Origin of the sequence: Rahnella sp. BIGb0236, assembly GCF_004364755.1 — a bacterium.
Lineage (GTDB): Bacteria > Pseudomonadota > Gammaproteobacteria > Enterobacterales > Enterobacteriaceae > Rahnella > Rahnella victoriana.
In genome coordinates this window covers 21,881-41,908 of sequence record NZ_SOAO01000013.1, presented here as the reverse complement: position 1 = coordinate 41,908, position 20,028 = coordinate 21,881, and the positions used below count along the sequence as shown (strand labels likewise).

Annotated in this window: 20 protein-coding genes; 10 read left to right on the top strand and 10 right to left on the bottom strand. The window is 49.6% G+C overall.

The window, feature by feature from the left end:
* Positions 1–45: 45 nt before the first annotated feature.
* From pqiA to rmf, 4 genes are all read left to right on the top strand, one after another.
* Positions 46–1,311: a membrane integrity-associated transporter subunit PqiA gene (gene pqiA / locus EDF78_RS20825; RefSeq protein WP_133823854.1), complete on the top strand. Its 1,266-nt coding sequence runs from the start codon at positions 46–48 to the stop codon at positions 1,309–1,311.
* A 1-nt stretch (position 1,312) separates the two neighbouring features.
* The gene (pqiB, locus tag EDF78_RS20820; protein ID WP_166654482.1) at positions 1,313–2,950 is read left to right on the top strand and encodes an intermembrane transport protein PqiB; all 1,638 of its coding nucleotides are present in this window, start codon (positions 1,313–1,315) and stop codon (positions 2,948–2,950) included.
* Positions 2,950–3,519, top strand: coding sequence for a membrane integrity-associated transporter subunit PqiC (pqiC, locus tag EDF78_RS20815; RefSeq protein WP_133823823.1), 570 nt, complete (start codon positions 2,950–2,952; stop codon positions 3,517–3,519). The genes pqiB and pqiC overlap by 1 nt, the downstream gene beginning before the upstream one ends.
* Before the next feature lie 275 nt (positions 3,520–3,794).
* Positions 3,795–3,962, top strand: a complete 168-nt coding sequence (rmf, locus tag EDF78_RS20805; protein WP_013574871.1) for a ribosome modulation factor — start codon at positions 3,795–3,797, stop codon at positions 3,960–3,962.
* A 138-nt stretch (positions 3,963–4,100) separates the two neighbouring features.
* Here rmf and fabA read toward each other — a convergent pair whose 3' ends face one another.
* Positions 4,101–4,619 carry a bifunctional 3-hydroxydecanoyl-ACP dehydratase/trans-2-decenoyl-ACP isomerase gene (gene fabA / locus EDF78_RS20800; protein ID WP_013574872.1) on the bottom strand — a complete coding sequence of 173 codons (519 nt, stop codon included), beginning with the start codon at positions 4,617–4,619 and terminating at the stop codon, positions 4,101–4,103.
* 68 nt (positions 4,620–4,687) lie between these two features.
* Entirely contained in the window at positions 4,688–6,454 is a 1,767-nt protein-coding gene (locus EDF78_RS20795; protein ID WP_133823822.1) for a Lon protease family protein, read from the bottom strand.
* A 210-nt stretch (positions 6,455–6,664) separates the two neighbouring features.
* Here EDF78_RS20795 and matP point away from each other — a divergent pair, with 210 nt between their 5' ends.
* Positions 6,665–7,126 (top strand): macrodomain Ter protein MatP, encoded by a 462-nt coding sequence (gene matP / locus EDF78_RS20790; protein WP_095922577.1) that lies wholly within the window; start codon positions 6,665–6,667, stop codon positions 7,124–7,126.
* Positions 7,127–7,235: 109 nt separating this feature from the next.
* Here matP and ompA read toward each other — a convergent pair whose 3' ends face one another.
* Both ompA and sulA read right to left on the bottom strand, forming a co-directional pair.
* The gene (ompA, locus tag EDF78_RS20785; protein ID WP_095922576.1) at positions 7,236–8,312 is read right to left on the bottom strand and encodes a porin OmpA; all 1,077 of its coding nucleotides are present in this window, start codon (positions 8,310–8,312) and stop codon (positions 7,236–7,238) included.
* 357 nt (positions 8,313–8,669) lie between these two features.
* A complete protein-coding gene (gene sulA / locus EDF78_RS20780; RefSeq protein WP_119822941.1) occupies positions 8,670–9,176 on the bottom strand; it encodes an SOS-induced cell division inhibitor SulA in 507 nt (168 codons plus the stop codon).
* A gap of 217 nt (positions 9,177–9,393) precedes the next feature.
* On the opposite strand from sulA, the gene EDF78_RS20775 reads away from it, so the two are divergent.
* Entirely contained in the window at positions 9,394–10,026 is a 633-nt protein-coding gene (locus EDF78_RS20775; RefSeq protein WP_119822237.1) for a TfoX/Sxy family DNA transformation protein, read from the top strand.
* Positions 10,027–10,048: 22 nt separating this feature from the next.
* Here the strand turns inward: EDF78_RS20775 and yccS are convergent, their stop codons facing one another.
* The 3 genes from yccS to EDF78_RS20760 all read right to left on the bottom strand — a co-directional run bounded on the left by yccS (position 10,049) and on the right by EDF78_RS20760 (position 14,593).
* Entirely contained in the window at positions 10,049–12,190 is a 2,142-nt protein-coding gene (gene yccS / locus EDF78_RS20770; RefSeq protein ID WP_095922574.1) for a YccS family putative transporter, read from the bottom strand.
* Between the two features lie 44 nt (positions 12,191–12,234).
* Positions 12,235–12,696, bottom strand: a complete 462-nt coding sequence (locus tag EDF78_RS20765; protein WP_131693714.1) for a YccF domain-containing protein — start codon at positions 12,694–12,696, stop codon at positions 12,235–12,237.
* A 796-nt stretch (positions 12,697–13,492) separates the two neighbouring features.
* Positions 13,493–14,593 (bottom strand): acyltransferase, encoded by a 1,101-nt coding sequence (locus EDF78_RS20760; RefSeq protein WP_133823821.1) that lies wholly within the window; start codon positions 14,591–14,593, stop codon positions 13,493–13,495.
* 290 nt (positions 14,594–14,883) lie between these two features.
* On the opposite strand from EDF78_RS20760, the gene EDF78_RS20755 reads away from it, so the two are divergent.
* From EDF78_RS20755 to helD, 3 genes are all read left to right on the top strand, one after another.
* A complete protein-coding gene (locus tag EDF78_RS20755) occupies positions 14,884–15,207 on the top strand; it encodes a hypothetical protein (protein ID WP_133823820.1) in 324 nt (107 codons plus the stop codon).
* Positions 15,204–15,485, top strand: a complete 282-nt coding sequence (locus tag EDF78_RS20750) for a hypothetical protein (RefSeq protein ID WP_133823819.1) — start codon at positions 15,204–15,206, stop codon at positions 15,483–15,485. Before EDF78_RS20755 ends, EDF78_RS20750 begins: the two co-directional genes overlap by 4 nt.
* A gap of 130 nt (positions 15,486–15,615) precedes the next feature.
* Positions 15,616–17,670 (top strand): DNA helicase IV, encoded by a 2,055-nt coding sequence (gene helD, locus EDF78_RS20745; RefSeq protein WP_095922573.1) that lies wholly within the window; start codon positions 15,616–15,618, stop codon positions 17,668–17,670.
* 50 nt (positions 17,671–17,720) lie between these two features.
* On the opposite strand, the gene mgsA is transcribed toward helD, so the two are convergent.
* Entirely contained in the window at positions 17,721–18,182 is a 462-nt protein-coding gene (gene mgsA / locus EDF78_RS20740; protein WP_095922572.1) for a methylglyoxal synthase, read from the bottom strand.
* 118 nt (positions 18,183–18,300) lie between these two features.
* Entirely contained in the window at positions 18,301–18,951 is a 651-nt protein-coding gene (locus tag EDF78_RS20735; protein WP_119822239.1) for a DUF2057 family protein, read from the bottom strand.
* 188 nt (positions 18,952–19,139) lie between these two features.
* Here EDF78_RS20735 and EDF78_RS20730 point away from each other — a divergent pair, with 188 nt between their 5' ends.
* Positions 19,140–19,553 carry a CoA-binding protein gene (locus EDF78_RS20730; RefSeq protein ID WP_119822240.1) on the top strand — a complete coding sequence of 138 codons (414 nt, stop codon included), beginning with the start codon at positions 19,140–19,142 and terminating at the stop codon, positions 19,551–19,553.
* Between the two features lie 88 nt (positions 19,554–19,641).
* On the opposite strand, the gene hspQ is transcribed toward EDF78_RS20730, so the two are convergent.
* Positions 19,642–19,959, bottom strand: a complete 318-nt coding sequence (hspQ, locus tag EDF78_RS20725; RefSeq protein ID WP_095922569.1) for a heat shock protein HspQ — start codon at positions 19,957–19,959, stop codon at positions 19,642–19,644.
* Positions 19,960–20,028 lie beyond the last annotated feature (69 nt).

The window sequence follows — 20,028 nt, the reverse complement described above, 5'->3', positions numbered from 1 at the left end:
CTGCGGCACATGCTATTGCATGTTCCGCAATTGAGGAGTTGGCTTGTGTGTTCTCATGTCCACGATCCGCACATTTTATGCCCCCAATGCGATTTGCTGGTGGCAATCCCTGAGATTGCCGTCGGGCAAAAAGCTAAATGCCCGCGTTGCCATACGACGCTGACGTCGCGCTGGAAAGAGCCGCGTCGCCGCCCGATTGCCTATGCTGTCAGCGCATTATTCATGCTGCTGTTGTCTAACCTTTTCCCCTTCGTGAACATGAAAGTTGCCGGCCTTGGTAGCGAAGTCACGCTGATTCAAATTCCCCAGGTTTTAGTTTCTGACGACTACGCCAGTATGGCGTCGCTGTTTATGATCCTGGTTCAATTGATGCCTGCGTTAGGCATGATTTTTATCATCATTCTTTGCCAGGGCACGTCAATCCCCAGTCACTGGCAGATCAGCATTGCCCGCAACTATTTTCGCCTGAAGGCCTGGTGCATGGTCGAAATTTTCCTGGCGGGTGTTCTGGTCAGCTTCGTGAAGCTGATGGCTTATGGTGATGTTGGCGTCGGCACCAGTTTCTATCCGTTTGTGCTGTTTTGTATTTTACAGCTCAGGGCTTTTCAGTGTACTGACCGTTACTGGATCTGGCAGCAGGTTGCTCCCGCACCGAAGCTGGAAATACCGCTTCGGGTCGGCGAAAGCGGACTGTCACAAGGATTACGTTCATGCCATTGTTGTATGGCTATTTTGCCGGTCGATCAGAAAAAGTGCGGGCGTTGTGAGACATCCGGCCATGCGCGCCGCAAAAACAGTTTGCAATGGACGATGGCACTTCTCATTACGTCTATTTTTTTGTATATCCCCGCCAATCTGTTGCCGATCATGATAACCCAGGTGCTCGGCACACCGATGCCATCCACCATTATGGCTGGCGTGGTACTGCTGTGGAGTGAAGGTTCTTATCCCGTTGCTATGGTGATTCTGATTGCCAGTATCATGGTACCGACGCTGAAAATGATTGCGATTGGCTGGTTGTGCTGGGATGCAAACAGTAATAAGGAAATCGACAGGGAAAGATTGCACGTGATTTATGAAGTCGTGGAATTTGTTGGCCGCTGGTCAATGATTGACGTATTCGTTATCGCGGTGCTTTCGGCTCTGGTAAGAATGGGACAACTGATGAGTATTTATCCGGACATTGGCGCGCTGCTTTTTGCCAGTGTTGTTATTCTTACAATGTTCGCTGCAATGACGTTTGACCCAAGGCTCATCTGGGATCGCGCTGTAATGAAGTCTGCAAAGGAGCCACAAGATGGCGGGAAATAACATGGCAGAGCACGACGGAACTGCCAAAGTCGAAAAAATTAAACGCTGGTCTCCGGTGTGGATCGTGCCGATTGTCACGGCGCTGATTGGTGCATGGATCCTGTTTTATCATTACAGCCATCAGGGACCGGAAGTCACGCTGATCACCAACACGGCGGAAGGCATTGAGGGCGGGAAAACCACCATCAAAAGCCGTAACGTCGACGTGGGTAAAGTGGAGAGTGTGACCCTGAGTGAAGACCTGCAACAGGTCATCATCAAGGCGCGTCTCAATACCGGCATGGAAAAAATGCTTCGTGACGATTCTGTGTTCTGGGTGGTGAAACCGCAAATCGGACGTGAAGGTATTTCCGGTCTGGGCACGTTGTTGTCCGGTGCTTATATTCAGTTGCAGCCGGGTAACAAAGGCGGCGAAAAATCAGAATATAAACTGGATGATTCCCCGCCGCTGGCTTCGCCTGATGCTAAAGGTATCCGCGTAATTCTGGAAAGTGAGCGTTCAGGACAGCTGAGTCCGGGCGATCCGGTGCTGTTTCGCGGTTTCCAGGTCGGTACTGTGGAAACCAGCCACTTTGATCCGAAAGCCCGTAACATCAAATATCAGCTCTTTATCCGTGCACCTTACGACACGCTGGTCACAGACAATGTGCGTTTCTGGAAAGACAGTGGCGTGAACTTTGATATGTCTGCCGCCGGTATGCGTGTGGAAATGGGGTCACTGACCACGCTGTTCAGCGGTGGCGTCAGCTTTGATATCCCGAATGGCTGGACGCAAGGCAATGAAGCGAAAAACGGTGATGATTATAAGCTGTTTGACGATCAGAAAAGCATTCAGGAATCGCTGTATACCCGCCATATGGATTACGTGATGTTCTTCTCGGATTCTATTCGCGGTCTGCAACCTGGCGCGCCTGTTGAATTCCGTGGCATTCGTCTGGGTACTGTCGCAGAAGTGCCTTATCCGCTGAATGCGCTGAAACAGCAGATGTCTGAGGATTATCGCATTCCGATACTGATCCGTATTGAACCCGATCGCTTTGCGCAAATGCTGGGCAGTAATTTCAATATTGAAGATCATATCCGTGACGGTATCGCGCATGGTCTGCGTGCGTCGATGAAATCTGCGAACTTGTTAACGGGCGCGATGTACATCGACCTCGATTTCTATCCGAACGAGAAGCCGTGGAAAGGTCCGCTGGAAATTTCCGGCCATAAACTGCTGCCGACCGTGAGCGGTGGTTTCGCGCAAATTCAGCAGAAACTGATGACCACGCTGGATAAAATCAACAATCTGCCGATCGAACCGATGATGCGTGAAGCCACCAGTACGCTGGCCGAAAGTCAGAGAACGATGCGGGCAACGCAGAAAACAATCGAATCACTGAATGCGATTGTGGGCAGTAAAGAGATGAAGAACTTGCCGCAAGACATGCAGCAGACGCTGATTCAGCTTAACCGCAGCCTGAAAGGCTTCCAGCCTGGTTCTCCGGCGTATGGCAATCTGGTTGGCGACATGCAGAGTCTGGATAAAACCCTGCGTGAACTGCAACCGGTACTGAAAACGCTGAACCAGAAAAGTAATGCACTGATTTTCGCCGCCCCTGGGCAAGATGATCCTCAGCCGAAGAAGGCCAAATAATGATGAAATGGATACCTGTCGTCTTAGCATTATTCCTGACTGCCTGTAGCAGCAGTGACCAGAAAACCTACTACCAGTTGCCTGTGCTGAGCAGCACAGCGTCAACCGGCAGTGTGATGTCCTCAGGTGCCGCTACACAGCGCCACCTGTGGGTTGAACGGGTCAGTGTTGCGGATTATCTGGCAGGCTCAGGGTTGGTGTATCAGACCAATGATGTGCAGTATACGCTGACCCAGAATAACCTCTGGGCCAGCCCGCTGGATCAACAACTTCACCAGGCGCTTGTGACGTATTTGCGTCGTGATTTGCCGGGCTCAGTGGTGTCAACTCAGGCTTCCAGTTCGGACGACCAGGATGTGCTGAACGTGAATGTCACCGGTTTCCATGGCCGTTACGACGGTATCGTCGTGGTCAGCGGAAGCTGGAGCCTGACAAGAAATGGCCAGATGATTCAGCGCGATTTCGCCCTGAATCTGAAACAAAATGAAGATGGCTATGATGCACTGGTCAGGACGCTGGCGACCGGATGGCAGCAAGAAGCGGGCCAGATAGCCGCGCAGATAAGATGACGATTTTTTAAGCTTAATATTTTTTAAGTGATACATAAAAAATCCCGGTTTCTGACCTTTCAGATGCCGGGATTTTTTTATGGTGATCAGCCAGATGAGGCATTAGCCAGCGCGATTATCTTGCGCGCAATCTAATAATATAGCTCACGAATGTGACATTGGCGTGAAATTTGCGCATTGACCTCTCCCCATATTGCAGCTATTTGTTAGGTGTGGACGCAGAAGCGGCCCACTGTTTTCTTTCCACCTGACCTGAATAATGAGGGATATAAGGCATGAAGAGACAAAAACGCGATCGCCTGGAACGGGCACAATCACGTGGATACCAAGCAGGTATTGGCGGACGCTCAAAAGAGATTTGTCCGTACCAATCATTAGATGCCCGATCACATTGGCTCGGGGGTTGGCGACAAGCCATGGAGGACAGGGCCGTTACCGCTTAAGCGGCTCCCCTGTCAGAATAAGGAACAACCTCCGCTGCGCGCGGAGGTTTTTGTTTGCAGGGCAGATTGCCCGTATCGCAGACATAAAAAAGGTGAACCCGGAGGCTCACCCTTTTTCAGACGTCGTGCAGGGCTTTATCAGAAAGCCGCAGCGTCTTTGAACAGACCCACTTTCAGATCAGTAGCGGTGTAAATCACCACGCCGTCAACCAGCACTTCACCATCAGCAACGCCCATGATCAGTTTACGGTTGATCACGCGTTTGAAGTTCAGACGGTAGGTGACCAGCTTCGCGGTTGGCAGAACCTGACCGGTGAATTTCACTTCACCCACACCCAGTGCGCGGCCTTTGCCTTCGCCACCGAGCCAGCCCAGATAAAAGCCCACTAACTGCCACATGGCGTCCAGACCCAGACAGCCAGGCATAACCGGATCGCCGATGAAGTGGCAACCGAAGAACCACAGATCAGGATTGATATCTAATTCAGCTTCAACATAGCCTTTGCCATGGGTGCCGCCATCTTCTTGCATCTTCACGATGCGATCCATCATCAGCATGTTGCCTGATGGTAATGGAGGGCCACCAGCACCGAACAGTTCACTGCGGCCAGAAGCTACGAGGTCTTCTTTCGTATAGGAATCGCGTTTATCTACCATGTTCTATGTAAGCCTTATTTTAATGAAGGGCGAAGTTTAGCGAACAGCTGTAAGCTGAACAACTCCGATCAGCTGTGATTGAACCAGTTCAACCAGCGAAGAGGCCACGGATAACGCGGGCTGCCTTGCGATGTGACCAACGCTATGCGCTGCTGAATCAATCCCAGCAGGCTCGGACGCTCTTCTTCAGCTTCTTCTTCGTTTGTGTAAATCAGTCCGGTCAGGATAGGCAGCGCGTCGGCTGCGTTATCAACTGCCCATAAGTGAAACTGGCCTTCGCGAACGGCGTCCAGTACTTGCGGATGCAGGCACAGGTTGCGCACGTTGCTGGTTGGCAGAATGACCCCTTGTTTACCGGTCAAACCGCGACGCTGACAAACTTCGAAGAAACCTTCGATTTTCTCATTTACGCCACCAATAGGTTGCACATTCCCAAACTGATCGACAGAACCGGTTACCGCAATCTGCTGGTTAATCGGCTGCATCGACAAGGCACTGATCAGTGCACAAAGTTCAGCAAGGGACGCGCTGTCGCCGTCCACTTCACCGTAAGATTGTTCAAAAACAATCGACGCGGAGAAGGGCAGAGGCTGGTCGAGTTCTAACTCGGAAATCAGGAAAGCCTGCATAATCATCATGCCCTTGGCATGCAGATTACCGCCTAATTCAGCTTTACGTTCAACGTCAGTAAATTCACCGTCGCCGGTGTGTACGACACAACTAATCCGTGAAGGTTCACCCAGTGCGCGCGGATGACCAGGGTATTCCAGCACCGACAGGCCGTTAATCTGTCCGACCACTTCGCCTTCCGTCTCAATACGGATTTGCCCCAGTTCGATTTCATCCTGCATGCGTTCCTGCAAATAGCTTTCACGCCATGCACGGGCATTAGAGGCAGCTTCAAGAGATTTCGCGCTGAGCAACTCATCTTCATTATAGAGCGAGGCTTCACTTAACTGTGCACTCAGCCAGACCGGATCCAGCGTCAGGCTGCCCTGATCGGTGCTGTGGCGTATCGCCATTTTATGAAATTCGGGCCAGGCATCGGCGGCCAGACGGGGGATCTCAAGCTCGTCGGCCAGTGTGTTCACATAACCACACCAGGTTTCCATGTCGCTTTCTTCGGTCAGCGGCAGGTCGGCTTCGAATTCGCCATAAATGGCCGATTCCATCAGCTCCGGTTCCATATCGCTCAGATCACCCAGTGACAAGCGGTCACCGACCAGAATCAGGCGAATATCCAGCGGCATTGGCGGAACCGTGACCGGCAGAGGTTTGGCTTCATCAGGAGAAACCCAGTGATACTGGCCTTCGGTGATCATCTGCTTAAGACGCAACCACATCAGCGGCTGGGCAATAAGGGTACGAATTGACAGCACCAGAACGCCGCCATTGACCTGATGAATCAGACCCGGCTCAAGCTGGATCTGGTCTTTGTACACCCTGACGCAACCAAACAGTTGCTCCGGCTCAATCCACTCGCGGTACTGGCAGGTGAATTTTGCCGCGAAGGCATCTTCCGCAGATTTAGCGGCCAGCAGCGTGATCTTATTGCCTTCAATATGATAACGGTTGCCGGTGATTTCAGCCGTTTCGGGCAGCAGTTCGCTGACGACCTGAGCGATACGTGACAGATATTCACGATTTTCCTGCGCCTTGAGCGTCATAAAACGCGGGCGTGAGCGGGGATGACAAAACAGCGTTAAACCATTTTCCAGCCGAGGCTGAGTTCCAGCGAAATCGACAGGGGCTAACTGGGCAGCCGTTGCAAAAATTGCCTCGTAAGGCGCGGAGTCGGGCAGTAAAAGCTGCCAGTCAAGTCGGTTATTGGTCAATGTGTTAGCTGTTTTCTATAAAAAGGGAAAGAGCGATTATACAAGAATAAATCCGGCTGCATACAATGAGAGTCAAAGAGGAAATGCGGTTAGCGCACATTGCTGAACAGGTGCGCAAAAAACAGGCAGAATTAGCCGGTTTATTTGGGGTGAAAATTGAATTAAAGCTGTTATGCTTAGTAAAGTTACGGGGTCACCGAAGAGTTCACGATGAAATATCAGCAACTGGAAAATCTGGAAAGCGGTTGGAAATGGAAGTATCTGGTGAAAAAACACCGGGAAGGTGAGCGGATCACTCGCCATTTAGAAAACAGCGCTGCACAAGAATCCGTGAATCAACTTCTCAGACTGGAAAACGAACCGGTCAAAGTGATGGACTGGATCGCGAATGATATGAATCCGGCGCTGGAAAATCGCCTCAAACAAACCATACGGGCCCGCCGTAAACGACACTTCAATGCTGAGCATCAGCACACCCGTAAGAAATCCATCGATTTAGAGTTTCTGGTGTGGCAGCGTTTAGCCGGTCTGGCGCAAAGGCGTGGGGCAACATTGTCTGACACAATCATTCAGTTGCTTGAGGATGCTGAGCGTAAAGAAAAATACGCTAATCAGATGTCTTCATTAAAAGAGGATCTGCAGCAAATCCTTGGCAAGAAAGATCTCGGGTAATTTCGTTACCGATCCGCAGAGAATACCGCTTTGTTCTGTTATTGCAGCCATAAAAAAACCCCGCCGAGGCGGGGTTTTTGATATCTGTAGCAAAAGCTAAAGTCTGTTATTAAGCCTGTGGCTGAGTAACAGTATCTTTGTAGCCTTTAACTTCGATTTCTACACGACGGTCTGGTGCCAGGCAGTCGATCAGAGCAGCACGGCCTTTAACGGAGTCACAGGTAGAACCGGTAACTGGGTTAGATTTACCCTGGCCTTGTGCAGAGATCTTGTTAGCAGGGATACCTTTAGATACCAGGTAATCTACTACGCTCTGAGCACGTTGCTCAGACAGTTTCTGGTTGTATTGTTCTGAACCGATACGGTCGGTGTAACCCAGAACGATAACAGAACCGTCTTTAGGATCGATTGAGCTCAACTGGCTGTACAGCTGATCCAGAGCCTGTTGGCCTTCTGGTTTCAGAGTCGCTTTGTTGAAGTTGAAGAGAACGTCAGATTTCAGAGTGAATTTCTTAGTTTCTACAACTGGAGCTGGAGCTGGTGCTGGAGCAACAACTGGTGCAGCTGCTTCATCTTGACCGAAACGGTAAGAAACACCCACAGACAGCATTGCGTTATCAGGACGTGCACCAACGGTAGCTGCGTCACCAATGTTGTTAACCCACTGGTAGTCCAGACGGGTAGCCCAGTTTTTGGTCACTGCGTATTCAACACCAACGGCTGCCAGTGGAGAAACACCGGTGTCGTGGTCGCTGATGCGGCCATCTGCGCCATTGTTGAAGTTACCTTTAGAATCTGCACGCCAAACCATACCACCCAGACGGGTGTACAGGTCCAGATCGTCAGTCAGTGGGTAGCTCAGTTTAGCAGCCAGCTGAACGCCTTGTGCTTTGAACGCGCCGTTGTTTACGCTGCCTTTAGAAGGCATACGGCCAAGCCAGTCATATCCCATTTCAAAGCCCAGGTATTGGTTCGCTTGGTAACCCAAGAACGCACCTGCACCCAGTTGGCTTTCGTGGGTAGGGCCGTTGCCGATACCTTCGTAAGCATTTGCGAAACCAGTGTCATGGTATTGGGACCAGCCCAATTTACCACCGGTATACCAGGTGTTATCTTTAGGGGCGGCTTGCGCTACGGTAGCGAAACCTGCCAGTGCCACTGCTAATGCGATAGCTGTCTTTTTCATTTTGCGCCTCGTTATCATCCAAATAGGCAATTGAGCTTTAAGCTTTTTAAGCCCTTGGTTAAAATCCTTACGCCAAGATTATTGCTTCATTTCAGAACTTGCCACTTTACGTTGGCATTATTGAGCAACCTTGGCGTTGTAAAGTCTACAACGTGGCGCGAAACTTACAAGCTTGATGTGTTAACACCGTGGAAAAAAAGGGAAAAACGTACACATTTCTTAACGGCTTTGACTATTTACTGACAAAATCTGGCGTCAAACTACATTCCGAATACCCGTTTTTACTGGGCTGGCGACCTTTGACAGCACAAATCACTAACTTCCCCATTATTTTCATAGGAAAGTTCCTATTTTGAACTAATGGTATACAGAAGAGTGAATTTTTACTGTTGAGTGATGTCCACCTGCTGAATTCTGATCGTTTGTTGGCTTCATGATGAAGCCATAAGCGCCCCCCTGACGTGCTGCAATTTGCAGTCTTTCACGTTCCGCATCATTCAAATCGGGTAGCCATCCGAGCACCACGCTGTAGTTTCCTGTCTGCAATGCTTTCTCCATCGCATCCACCGTCGACATCGCGGTGATCTGATTCACCTGAACCATTTTATCGACCGGCAATCCAGATTCTGATAACCAATGACGGCTGAGCTTTTGCTGAGGCGTGAGCCATAACAGCCAGCGGGACTGCATACCCAGATGTTGGAGCAAAGGCAGGAGTAACTGCGCAAAGGCGGGTTGGCTCGCACTATAGACGAACTCAGTGATCAGACCATTATTCAAGGATGCAGACGTATTTACCTGTGCGCGATTAACCGGCAAAGCAAGCTGACTAAAATGATGATTTGTATGATGTTGAGTTCGCATAGTGATGTACCCCAGTGAGTTACTGTATGAATGTACAGTACTCTGGCGATGAGCAAAGATCAACCCAATTTTTTCCAAGACGTCTCGCAAATTTTGAAGGCAACGGACTGCAACTGCATTTTGTGTTTGTTGCGCTTCGCGACATTGCGTATTTTGCATTTAGCTGTTCTGGTAACTCAAATTGGTCGTCAGGAATTAATGTGAAAAGGATAACGCAATGATAAACAAATCAAAAAAAAGAGTACGTGAGTGCCTGGCCCTGTTTGCCCCATTGGGCAACATTCGTTCCCGCACCCAATTTGGCGGTTTCAGTCTGTCCGCCGACCGTGTCATGTTTGCCCTGGTATCTGACGGAGAACTATATCTCCGTGCCGATAAAGAAACGGAAGTCCATTTTCGCCGTAAAAAGATGGAGAGACTGATTTACCGCAAGCGCGGCATGGACGTTCAGTTACGCTATTTTAAAGTGAGTCCGGCCCAATGGAGCGATCCTGAAGCGTTATGTAAGCTGGGCAGGCTGGCGTTACAGGGGATGCAACGCGACATCGCCGTGAGAAAAAACAATGAAGCGGGGAGGTTGAAGGATTTACCGAATCTCACACTGGCGCTTGAGAGAATGCTCTGGCAGGCGGGAATTGAGAACTCCGGAGATCTTCGTCTTCACGGTGCCTGCCAGACTTATTTGAAATTGTGCGCAATAAAAAAAAAGAACTTGGGCATTAATCTACTGATGGCACTGGAGGGGGCGATTCTGGGCTTTCACGAGGCCGCTTTGCCGATGGCTTCCAGAGAATCATTAACTCACTGGTTTAACCATCAGCAAGAGCAGCAATCGACGATCCTCCACTAAGGAGCGTCACACACGCCTGCCGTCAGAGGGCGCTCTGTGCAGGCAGGATTTTAGTATTGAGACTGGTGAGTTCAGGTAAATGGGCCACCAGTAAGCCAATTTGCTGAAGGACAAGTTGCTCTTTACTGTCACTGTCCGTCGTCCGCATCTGGATGCGGGCAGTGAGTTGCTCCAGCGCGTGATGGATGCGCTCAGCCTCTGAAGGAAGATGGTGTAACGCGCCATCCACACAGCAGGCTGCGTCATCAAGCAATTGCAGCGTTTCAGCGTCATTAAGCTTTTCACGATGCGCACCCAGCGCAGAAATGTAACTCAGCATGGTGTGATTCAGGCACAGCAGCCGGAATGCGGCTTCAAGCGTTGCCGGATCATTATTCTTCTCAGAACTCATATTCGAAACGACGGAGGCCAGTTCAGCATCACAGTTATGCGCATCGCGCCGGGCGAGCCGGTAATCAAGGCTGTTATCTTTGCCCTGATGGTACTGCACCAGAATGGCATCGAGATAACGGCAGTTCGCATCAAAGGTTTTGCTGACCACCTTATCTATCTGGCGGAATTTCCAGTCAGGCCAGATATAGGTCACCGCAGCCCAGGCAATACCACAGCCAATCAGGGTATCGATGACACGAGGTATAGCGACTTCAAACCCTTCACCCAGCAAATTGAAACACAGCAAAACGAGCAGGGTAATGAACATGGTTGCCTGCGCGTACTGCACGGTGCGGAAGGCAAAGAACAATAATCCGCTGATAACGATCAGGATCATTTGTCCGTCAACGGAAGGCACGAAATACAAGATAGGAATGCCCAGCGCAATACCGGCCAGCGTCCCGATTATCCTCAGCGCCAGTCTGCGGCGGGTCGCGCTGTAGTTTGGCTGGCAGACAAAAAGACTGGTGAGCAAAATCCAGTAGCCATGATTTAAGCCACTGACCTGAATAAATACATAGCCGATAAACAGCACCACTGACATGCGCACCGCATGGCGAAAAAGCACAGACTGAGGGGTGAAATGGCGGGATATGCGCAGCCAGATGTCATCCAGACCGGTCAGACGATCCTCGGCAAACGGGCTTTTCCCCGTCTGGTTTTCCGGCAGTGACTGCTCAGATTCAATGTTTGCCAGCTGGGCATCAATCGCATGCAGATTGCGCAAAAGATGCCGCAAGGCCTGCAACATTTCCCGATGTTCATTCTGAGATTCCAGCCGTTTCAGCGCTTCTTCAAGGCGAGAAAATGCCCGTTCAAACTGGCTGTTATGGGTGTAGGGCTGGCGGTAGAGAATGCATTGCGACAGCTGTAAGCAGGCGCGGGCCTGCATGCTCATCAGGCGTTGAAAGCGGAACAGAATATCGCTGTGATGGAATTGTTCGCTCAGTTTAAGGTATTTCACGTGCGATGAACTGGCGCGCTCATGAATGTCCTGCACCACAAAATAATAATGCAGTGTCCGGCGGGTGCCTTTCTGACCCCGGTCGCCTTTGAGCCGGGTTTGCAGCGTATTTTTCGTCTGATTTAGCGTAGAAACCAGCTGACCGTTAGCCATCGCCAGATCAACCAGTTGCTGATTATTGTCTTCCTGGTCGGGATCAAACAACGTGGCCTTGGCTTCCAGATACGCCGCCAGCTGAGTGAAACAGCGGGAGATCTGATCCTGCAACGGTCTTATCGGGAAAATAATATGGCCCGCCAGCGTCAGCAGGTTATACCAGATCGCACCGGCCAGCAGGATCAGCGGCTGCTGATACCAGATGTGATACATGCTGGTGCCCAGCATCGTATAAATGGCGATCAGTAACGCGCCGAACGCAATCGTGGCGTAACGCTGACCGAGCGCGCCGAGCAGGATGAATCCGCAGGTCGAAATCATCAACCCCGGCGCAAATAACCACGGGTAGGGGAACAGCAATTCTATTGACGCAGAGGCAATGAAAAAGCACACCAGGGTAATCACCAGATTACGCAGGCGGCCGGTGAGCCGATCATCGAGATCGGCCAGTGCGGCCGCCACGACACCGAGTGTCAGCGGAATGGTCAGCGTAATCTGGCCCAGCCACCAGGGCACGGCAGCGGCCCCTGTCAGGGCAATGAAAATCCTGATGTGATAAAGAACATTGCTGTTATAGGCATAACGCCTTAAACCCGGTGCAATAGAAAGCACGGAAAAACCCCACGTTAAAATTCAAAAATGATGAAAAATCGCGATCAGCGAATGCGTCCGTTTTTTATCTGACGGCTTGCATTGGCTTCACGAACTTGTTTTGCCAGCTCGACGGATACCACCCTGCGGCCCACGGGCCAGAGTGCAATGGCGGCGATTTTAAAATTCGCAATACCCACCGGGATGCCGATAATACTGATACATTGCGCGATACCGGCGACAATATGCGACAAGCATAACCACCAGCCGAAGAAAATAAACCAGAAGATATTCAACAGAGTACCACCGCCTGACAGCAGCACGTTGCGTTTTTCTGGGTACAGGTCGTCGACGTGTACCGCTTCGTTGCCAAAGGGCATCAGCGAAAGACGGGTGATTTCCCAGCACGAACGGGTCAGCGGCAGGGTGAAAATCAGTACGATACTGACCAGTGTGGCGAACAACCAGGCGAGCGTGGTGAAAAATCCGCCCAGAACAAAGTTAAGAATGTTGAGTACGGTACGCATGTCAGCTCTTCCCAAAGAATTTAAAAAGTTGAAAAAATTCATGTTCCCTGCAAAGAAACATACCTCTTATTCTACCTTGTTTTGGAACGTGGATCGCCTGCGCTTATCAAAGGTAAACTCTTAAATGCACTTGCATGTAAATGTCCATTGTAAATGATGGCATTTTAACTATTGACAGCAATTTATAATTTCAAGAGGTGCACAATGGTTCTGACGCCTCTGTTCTTTTAACGTTTGGAAACGATTTCAGAGAACATCTTTTTACCGTTGGTCTTTTTAAAGGTATTTGTTTTTCAGAGTAACTTTATTGCTATTATACCGACATTATTACCATTTTGGTGACTCCTGACGGTAGTCATTCAGATAATTCGCATGCTTACTGGCACGAAATTATAAAAAACCTTAAGCCGCAGGCCTCGTTATATAAATTTTCAGGACGGAATAGTCTATATATTGCCGTGTCGCCGGGCAGTACCGTTAGCTTTCGTGCAGGAAAGTATAAGATTTTATAATTGCCAAGGAGTAAAGGCTATTGCTAATTGAGTTTCATTTTTTTGATGCTAGCGTAACAACTCAAGCAGGTATGGATGTGAATTGCAGGGGGGATATTATGGAATAGGAATGTCTCATCTTCGTATCGCGCCGGTTCAGTAGTTCGTGAAACTGGATGAACAACAAGTTCACTGGCGTTAGATGGGATTCATAACCACTGGGATTTGGCAATAGGCAACCATGTAACACTGTTAGATAATTTGGAATACAGATTCATGTATGCCGGGGTTTACCCCCCGGACAATCACAATTGGATTGCTTTTCCATTTCGCTTTTTTATTGTACTCTCAATAAATTTCCCCACATAAATAAAAGGTTTTTCTACCCAATAATACATAAAAAAGGCAATGGAGATGCATATCGTTGTTGCCAGGAAGAATTTTGATATTCCTGTTGAGTTTGTCCAGAAACTAAATCGATAAAAGTCAAGGGAGTTTATCACGAGATAATGCGACATATATAATGAATATGATATGTCACCCAAGAATGAAAGTGTTGCACTATAATTAATTTTATTGTTTTTCTCGTAAATCAAAGAACCGCTGATGAGTATGAGCGCCCATATTCCAAATCCTTGCAAACCAAATCCATATCTGGAAGGGGAGAAGTATAGAAATAAAAATAAACCAAAGCATAATGATATAATGTGCTTTGAGTAAGTTTTTAAACACCCTAAATTAACACGCTTATAGGCTTCGAAAAACAACATCCCAATAATGAACTCTATCATGATTGGTGAGCTTATAAACCTTATTAATTCATAGTGTTCGGTTTCAAATGGGATCTTAGGGCTGCCATTTCCAGATATTGTTAAACCCCCGGTGTAATATAACTGAATGATAATTATCGGTACCAATATCATTCCTGAGGATAATATAACTCTGTATTTGTGTGATGTAAGCATTGCAATTACAAATGTCAAATAAAAATATATTTCATAAGTCAGTGTCCATGCTGGCCCAAGGATATTATAGCCAAAACTAGGTGATTCCAAGGTGTAATCCTTATGCAAAAAAAACATAGCTCTAAGCAATTGTTCATTAGAATATGAGTTAAATACAAATAGTGCACCTATAGAAAAAGTCACCAAAAATGCTGGGTAAATCCTAAAAAATCTGCGCGTAATAAAAACAAATGTACTTGTATTTCTTTCAGTCGATAATGAAATTATGAATCCACTTATCATAAAGAAAAGATCAACACCAAAGGCGCCGCCACCAAATAGGATACTGCCTAAATCTTTTTGAGAATAGGCATCATTAAGATAAAATCTAAAGTGGAAGAACACCACTAATAATGCAGCTACCCCACGAAGATAATGAATAGATGTTATTTTGTTATTCATAAACTTAATCGTTTTGTTTACTTGGTAAGTTATTTGTGATTATTTTATCACTATTTTGGTGATTTTGGTAAGTATTTGTAAGGTGGGTTTTTAACCATATATGAATGATTGTGTGTCATGGGGCAACCTGGCAACCTACTTTAAAGGGGCTGTCTCATGAGCAAGATACACAACTGGGCAGGCAATGCTCTGAACTCGACCAGCAGGTTGGAGAACCTACATCCGGGAAACGGTTACTGCTGGAACAGCACTATTCCCACTTCCGAATCACACCTTCATTATCGGCATCATTGCCTACACCATCCGCACATATCTCATTAGTATGGCTGGCAGTGCGGCATTACCAGCCCACTTTCGACAGCCTGAACGACAAGCTGTCTAAGTGCAGCAGCCTGGAAGATCAGGCTCACTCCACCATCATTTCGCAGAACGCTGTAATCGCCGTGCTCCAGCAGGCGGGAGCGGACAAGGAGAAGGCTGCGAAGGGGGCATCGGCAAAGGATAATTACGGCAAAGCTAATGATGTGCTGGCTGAACGCGTAGACAGTCCTGACGTTTGCGCTGCGGCTGCATCAGCATTTGACACCGAGCTGGCGCGGGAGCGTGCGCAATGAAATGGCTGATAGTGCTGGTGCCGGTCGGTCTGGTCGGTTGTGCAGGTCGCGTCACTGTTCCGGACCCTGTTTATGTTGAAGTGAAAGTGCCGGTTCAGGTACCCTGTGATCCTGGTGTTATCAATGCGCCAGCCTTCGCAGTTGACCGGTTACCGATCGGTTCTTCCATAGACAAACAGATGCAGGCTCTGCGCGCAGAACGTCACCAGCGCATCGGTTACGAGAAAGAGCTGAATGCTGCTGTCGATTCCTGTCGTGCCACTGCAAAGCCGGGTTAACTTCTTCCCCAAACGATACCTGAGACGGTATATGGAATTTGGTTGATTAAAAAAATTAACAAAATCAATTGAATAAAGCGCCAGTCAATAATCAAATGACTGAATTAAAGAGAAAAAACGGTGTGATGATATGGAATTGAAATCGACCTCATTCGGGAAACATCTGGCGCAACACCCTTATAACCGGGTGCGTTTGCTCAATGCCGGCGTGGAAGTCAGCGGCGACAAACATCACTACCTGATCCCTTTTAATCAGCTCATCCAGATCCGCTGTAAGCGGGGCATCGTCTGGGGGGAACTTGAGTTTGAATTACCTGACCAAAAAGTGGTGCGCCTGCATGGCACGGAATGGCAGGAAACGCAGCGTTTCTACCATTACCTCCTGAACATCTGGCAGACCTGGAGTCTGGAGATGAGCGAGGTCAGCGCCGGGGTATTGCACGGCCAAATCGAAAAAATCACGCAGATTGAACAGCAGGATAAATGGTTCAAACGCGCTGATCTGGCGGATGTGCAGAAGGACATCGCCGACGCTTTTTCTGCCATCCCGGTGCCTGTTGAACGTCTCAGCGAATTTGATAATTGTCGGGAAGATTACCAGACCTGCCTGCGCTGGCTCGAGCAGGGGAAACGCAGCGTTGATCAGCGCAATCTGGCGTGGACCGAAAGGGTGATTGCCGATAATCGTGACTTTTTCGATACGGTGGAAGTGTCGCCCCTCAATGACAGCCAGTGTCGCGCCGTCGTCAATGGCGAAGATGCGGTACTGGTGCTGGCGGGGGCGGGCAGCGGCAAAACATCGGTGCTGGTGGCCCGCGCAGGCTGGCTGTTGCGCCGTCAGGAAGCATTACCGGAACAGATTTTGTTGCTGGCTTTTGGCCGTCAGGCCGCCGATGAAATGAACGGACGTATAAAAGAGCGTTTGCAGACAGAAGGGATCAAGGCGAAAACGTTTCACGCCCTTGCATTGCAGATTATCCAGGAAGGCAGCAAGAAAGTGCCTAAAATCAGCAAGCTGGAAACCGATTCAAAGGCGCGCCGCAGCCTGCTGATCAAAACATGGCAACAGCAATGTGCTGAGAAAAAAGTGCAGGCCAGCGGCTGGCGGCAATGGATGACAGACGAACTGGAATGGACGGTGCCTGACGGTGATTACTGGAAAAATAAATCGCTGGCGGAGCGTCTGGGCAGCCGGCTGGAACGCTGGCTCAGCCTGATGCGCATGCACGGCGGCAGTCAGGCCGAAATGATTGAAAGCGCGTCGGAAGAAGTGAAAGACCTGTTCACGAAACGCATCCGGCTGATGGCACCGTTGCTTAAAGCCTGGAAAACGGCGCTGAAAGAAGAAGGGGCTGTAGATTTCTCCGGCCTGATCCATCAGGCGGTCAATATTCTGGATAAAGGCCGGTTTGTCAGCCCGTGGAAGCATATTCTGGTGGATGAATTTCAGGATATCTCACCCCAGCGTGCGCTGCTGCTGTCGGCGTTACGTAAGCTCAACAAACATAGCAGTCTGTTTGCGGTCGGTGATGACTGGCAGGCGATCTATCGTTTCAGTGGCGCAGAGCTTTCCCTGACCACCGCATTTGCCGACAATTTTGGCGAAGGGGCGCAATGTGCGCTGGATACCACTTATCGCTTTAATGACCGTATCGGCGAAATCGCCAATAAATTTGTGCAGCAAAACCCCTATCAGCTGAAGAAACCGCTGAACAGCCTGACCAAAGGCAACAAGAAAAATGTGGTGATCCTGCCAGAAGATCAGCTGGAAAAGTTACTGGATAAACTCAGCGGCTATGTCACGGCCGACGAGCATATTTTGGTGCTGGCCCGTTATCATCATCTTCGTCCGCAGATTCTGGAAAAAGCGGCCACGCGCTGGCCGAAACTCAATCTGGATTTTATGACCATTCACGCCAGTAAAGGGCAACAGGCTGAATACGTGATTATTGCCGGTTTGCATGAAGGCAATGACGGTTTCCCTGCACCCGCGCGGGAATCGTTGCTGGAAGAGGTGTTATTGCCGGAGCCTGAAAACTTTATGGATGCCGAAGAACGGCGCTTATTGTATGTGGCGATGACCCGCGCAAAACATCAGGTCTGGCTGCTGCAGGACAAAACCCGCCCTTCGGTTTTTGTCGAACAACTTGAAGATCTCGGCGTGCCGGTACAGCGCAAGCCCTGAAATGACAAACCCGGCTTTTGCCGGGTTTTTTATGACGATGTACTGACCTATCACTCTTTCAGACGTGCCCATAAATAGCGCTGATAATCAGGAATGGTGATGTCCACTTCGGACTGGAATAACGGAGACTGGATCAGGAAATCCGCCGTAGCCAGATTGGTCGCGACCGGAATATTCCAGACCGTCGCCAGACGCAGCAGGGCTTTCACGTCCGGATCATGCGGCACGGCATTCAGCGGGTCCCAAAGGAAAATCAGCATGTCGATTTTGCCTTCTGCGATCATGGCGCCCACCTGCTGGTCGCCGCCCATCGGACCGCTCAGCATGCTTTTGACATTAATGCCGGTGCTGCGCTGCACCAGATTCCCCGTAGTGCCGGTCGCGTAAAGCACATGCTTCGACAGTTCATCCACGTTTTTGTCCACCCATTTCATCAGGGTGTTTTTACAGTGGTCATGCGCAACCAGAGCTATGTGTTTTTGTTTTGCGATCGTGCGGGTGGTGTATTCCATCTAATTCCCTTCAACGCGAAAGTAAGAGTGGATCACAGAATACTGAAACTCCGTTTTACTGCATAGCTCAGGGGCAATAATTCGGCGTTAAGAAGGGGAATGCGTGATGCAGATTAAATTACGAGGTCTGTTCCTGTTTATCCGGAAGCGTTAACCAGAGCAATAAACGCTCAATGCCTGCATTCGCCGCCAGACGCGTCCACAGCGGATGAAGATACGCGATAGAAATTTGTGAAGGCGTGTCAGTGGCTAAAGCCGATTTTTTATCCGTGCTGGCCCTGGCAAACGACGGCACGGCCGCACGCGCGCCCGACAAATTGTAGGTCATCATTAACTTTTCAGCGTCAGCGGCATGGCCGGGATTGTACATATTCAGAACATCGCGCTGTGTTGGCATTTGTCTGCCCTGGTCGTCAACCAGCTGATAGTTCATCTGCTGACTGAATTGCGCCGTTTCATCTTCACTGGTCAGTTTTGGCAGCACGAAAGACACTGAGCGATTGCCTTTAGCATTGAAGGTAACGATAAGGGCAGGGGAGTGGTAAAGCTGCGGTGGATTGGCCCGCATCGTTTTGCTGACCTGAAACAGGATCTGATGCTGGCCGCCGTCAAGTTCAAGACTGTCCGCACCTTTAAGGATTGCGCCAGACATTTGTTTGCCGTCGATAACCAGAACATCTACATCGGGGGACAGTTTGAGTGAGGTCGCCGAAGCTGACACCATCAGGCTGAGACTCGCTAATGCGACCAGCGCATGACAGACTTTCATTCTTCTCTCCCCGGATACCCCATTGCTCCTTCGCTATTATTCCGCAATGCAGATTGTGTGTCAAAGTTTTACAAAATGTTTTAATTTCACACGCCATGGCATTTCACGCGGGACTTTTTCTGCCGCAGGCTGTCGGATTGGTCATGCTGCGTTACACTTAACCCATACCGGTCAAAGGAGATAATCCCGTGCAAGACAATGATATCCGCAAGATCCTTGAGGAAGTAAAAACCATCGCGCTGGTCGGTGCCAGTGATAATCCGGGGCGTCCGAGCTACGGCGTCATGGCCTATCTGCTGTCTCAGGGCTTTGACGTGATCCCGGTCAGCCCGAAACTGGCAGGGCAGGAGCTTCTGGGGCAGAAAGCCTACGGTTCGCTGGCGGAAATCCCTCATCCAATTGATATGGTGGATGTATTCCGCAATGCGGATGCCGCTTATGGCGTGGCGCAGGAGGCGATTGCGATTAAAGCGAAAGTGTTGTGGCTGCAACTTGGGGTGATCAATGAGCAGGCAGCCGTGCTGGCAAAAGAGGCCGGTCTGAAAGTGGTGATGGATCGCTGCCCGAAAATTGAACTCCCGCGGCTGGGCATGGAAAAATAATCACGGTCCTGCGGTGAGCTGAAAAAGTGACAAAAAAAACCGGCTGCAAAGGCCGGTTTTTCATATCCACAGGTTTAAGCGAGATGGCTCAGTTACGCAGGCGCGGCGCCTGTAACTGGCTGCGGATCGATTCGGCTAAGTCATCCAGAGAGGTTTGTTCCGGATGTGAACGCGCCGCTTCATGATCAATCTGAATTTCCGCCAGGTAGGTATGCACCGGCTGGCCTTCCTCATCTTCCATCACGACATGGTACCAGGGCGCGGTGCGCATGGAATCGTCAGCAGCGACATCATCAACGTCGGGCTTATCGAGCGAATACTCTGCATCGACATCAATCACGACGCCTAAATAACCTAACATTCTGTGGCGTACCTGCTGGCCGATACCGAATTTACTGGCAATCATAGTCACCTCCCAAAATAATTCACTTATCTCTATATGGAGATAAAACGTGCTATTTCAAGTTCTGACCAC